Source organism: Roseibium sp. RKSG952, assembly GCF_009711355.1.
This window is the reverse complement of the sequence record NZ_SMMF01000619.1, coordinates 1-2,604: the sequence shown is the minus strand read 5'-3', so window position 1 is coordinate 2,604 and position 2,604 is coordinate 1. Positions and strand designations below refer to the sequence as shown.

General features: G+C 56.0%; 3 protein-coding genes. All 3 read left to right on the top strand.

The features are described 5' to 3' along the window. Positions 1 to 122 precede the first annotated feature (122 nt). The 3 genes from E1297_RS02860 to E1297_RS02850 are packed head-to-tail and all read left to right on the top strand — an operon-like array spanning position 123 to position 2,577. Entirely contained in the window at positions 123 to 557 is a 435-nt protein-coding gene (locus E1297_RS02860) for a hypothetical protein (RefSeq protein WP_155133666.1), read from the top strand. An 8-nt stretch (positions 558 to 565) separates the two neighbouring features. Further along, positions 566 to 2,020, top strand: a complete 1,455-nt coding sequence (locus E1297_RS02855) for an extensin family protein (protein ID WP_155133663.1) — start codon at positions 566 to 568, stop codon at positions 2,018 to 2,020. Beyond that, positions 2,011 to 2,577 (top strand): hypothetical protein, encoded by a 567-nt coding sequence (locus E1297_RS02850; protein WP_155133660.1) that lies wholly within the window; start codon positions 2,011 to 2,013, stop codon positions 2,575 to 2,577. Before E1297_RS02855 ends, E1297_RS02850 begins: the two co-directional genes overlap by 10 nt. Positions 2,578 to 2,604: the final 27 nt, after the last annotated feature.

The following is a 2,604-nucleotide window of genomic DNA, read 5'->3' as shown; positions in this document are numbered from 1 at the left end:
CTGTCCGTCTCAGGCCTGTGAGGCAGCAGTCTTTCTCGAGAGATTGGCCGCAGCTGTTGAGGCAGGAGACCTCGTCCTTTAGAGTGGGGAGCAGTCACTTGAGTATCCATTTAGAGGCCGTCATGAAATATTCCGAACTCAAGAAACGCCTCGTCGCCGCCACCATGCTGGTATCGGCCGTCTCTCTCTTTGCTCCCGGCATCGCTGCGGATGACGTGAAGATCGACTACACGCAATACCCCCTCGAAAGCAAGGTTGCAGAGCTCTATTGGTCCGACCATCTCGAGCAGGCCAGAAAATCCTACGAAGGTCAGGCGAGCCCTTACGTTTACGTGGGTGAGTTCAAGCGGGACGAGGATGTTCTTACGGTAACGATGCTCGGCGCTGAGAGCGTTTGCGGCATGACGACGTGTCCAATTCGAATCTTCAATGGAGCCAAGAAAATCGCCGATCTCGACATGATCAGCAATATGGACTTCCACGCCGCATCCCCCTCCGGTCGCTTCATCTCGGACGGCGACGGCGTGTTTTTTACCGGACTGCGAAAACAACCGTAGAGGGATTCATGCGCTTCACCTCCATTGCCCTATTGATATCCGCAATCGTGATCGGGACCTCCATCTCCGATACGTCGTCGTTCGCCGAAACGGTGACCGAACCCGAAAACGCGCAGTGCGGCAATCAGTCGGCGAGAGAGGCCATCGCGAAGATCGAATCCGGCGGCTCCGGGGGGTATCTTGCGAAAAACTCGCAAGGTTTTCTCGGTAAGTATCAGATCGGTGAGAGGAAGCTGCTCGATCTTGGGTACGCAGTGGAGGATGGCAACGCCTACGACAATCGCATCACGTGGTCGGCCAAGGCGCAAAGCAAATTCGGCATCAGCAGTAACAGTGATTTCCTGAACAACAAACCCGCGCAGGAGGCGATCTACACTGAAGTCAACACGCTCAACGAAAAATACCTTGGCAGCGCGTTGAATTCCGTCGGTCAATCCCTTCCTTGTGGCGGTACGGTTTCCAAGGCTTCACTCCTTGCAGGCGCTCAGCTCGGTGCAGGTAAGGTGAAGGAATACATTGCTAACGGAATGAAATGTTCCTCTGGAAAATCGACATCCACGAACGATGCTAACGGCACATGCGTCGAAAAATTCATGTGCGCGGTCAATGGCTGTAATCCGATCGAGAAGGATATGAGCAAGAAGACCTGCGAGGTCACGATGCCGATGATCGATGCGATCGACTGTTCGAACTTCTCCGGCTCCGTTGCAGGATTCTGTCAGAAGTACAAGCCGTTCCTGATGACGCGCGAGGAATGCGAGGACGCGGAGAAAATGGCCGAGGACGCCGAGAAAGGCCCCCGGAAGGAACAGTGCGAGAACCAATCCTTTGGCCCCGGTTCCGGCAGCTGGTCCTACGTCCTTGCTTGCTCCTATGCCGGGGAATTCGATGCCGATCAGGATGGCATGTCGACGATCTCGTCCTTCGTCTCCGATCCCGAGTGCATGAACAAGCTGAAGGGTGCGGGCGTCGACTTCAACCAGCTGGGGCAGGTTCAGAACGGCTCCTATGGCGGCACCACATGCATCATTGAAAACGCCGTCTCCATGAGCGGGACGCCCTACATGCAGTGGGGCGCGAAACTGACTCTGGCATGCGACACGGCGCTCGCCATGGTTCAATTCGACCAGCAAATGAAGGGGCTTGGTGCCTCGAGCTACTACGGTATCGGATCGACCCGGACCTGCGGTCCGAAGCGTGACAAGAACGGCAATAAGCCCGGCACGATCACCGAGCACTCCCTTGGCCGCGCCATCGATGTCTCAGGATTCGTCGTAGGAGGCCAGAAGATCTCCTTCGGCGCCTTGCACGAGCCGCTTTCGCCCGAGGGTGTTCTTGCGGTTCAGGCGAAAAGCTTCGCATGTAGCACCTTCAGGCTGGTTCTATCTCCTAGCTATGCCGGATACACAGGCTCTTACGTTCACTTCCACCTTGAGCAAGCGGGCATGTCCGGATGCAGTTAAGAAAACTAATTGCGACTGCGGCTGTTTTCTCCGCGGTCGCAACGTCCTTATATCCGGCGACCGCCGGTGCTGAGGACGGATTGAGGTCGGTCTTTATTCAGCCGCGATCCCTGAGCGACTATATCAAGGAGCACGAGATCATTTCCGACCTCGGCTTCTTCCTTTCCCGTGACTATCGCCTCCCGGCTTGGAGGTCGTTTCACCCTCTTCACGAGCGCGTTCGCCTGGAGGTGGTCAATCCGGATTACGAAACCCGCATGGGTAAGACGGCACCTGAGGACGGCACTTTCGAGATTGACTTCATCGACCTCACAGGAGGGTCGTCCCCGGACCTATTCGTGATGAGCCGTCTTCCAGACGACTGTCTTCCGGAGGGGTGTCTCTATCAGGTCTACCGTCTCGCCTACGACAACTGGATAAAGATGTACGAAGGCCGCTCTCGATCCCTAGTCTATAAAATCGAAGGGGAGGACGAACCGGAGATGATAGCGATCGGCGATCAGGATACGCCTAGCGTTATGTATAAGTGGACCGGATACGGGTTTTCCGAGGAGTGATCCAGAAGCGCTGGCAAACCCCTTCCT

Excerpts from the sequence above, each read along its gene's own strand:
- E1297_RS02860 (WP_155133666.1), top strand. The coding sequence starts at position 123 with ATGAAATATTCCGAACTCAAGAAACGCCTCGTCGCCGCCACCATGCTG.
- E1297_RS02855 (WP_155133663.1), top strand. The coding sequence starts at position 566 with ATGCGCTTCACCTCCATTGCCCTATTGATATCCGCAATCGTGATCGGG.
- E1297_RS02850 (WP_155133660.1), top strand. The coding sequence starts at position 2,011 with ATGCAGTTAAGAAAACTAATTGCGACTGCGGCTGTTTTCTCCGCGGTC.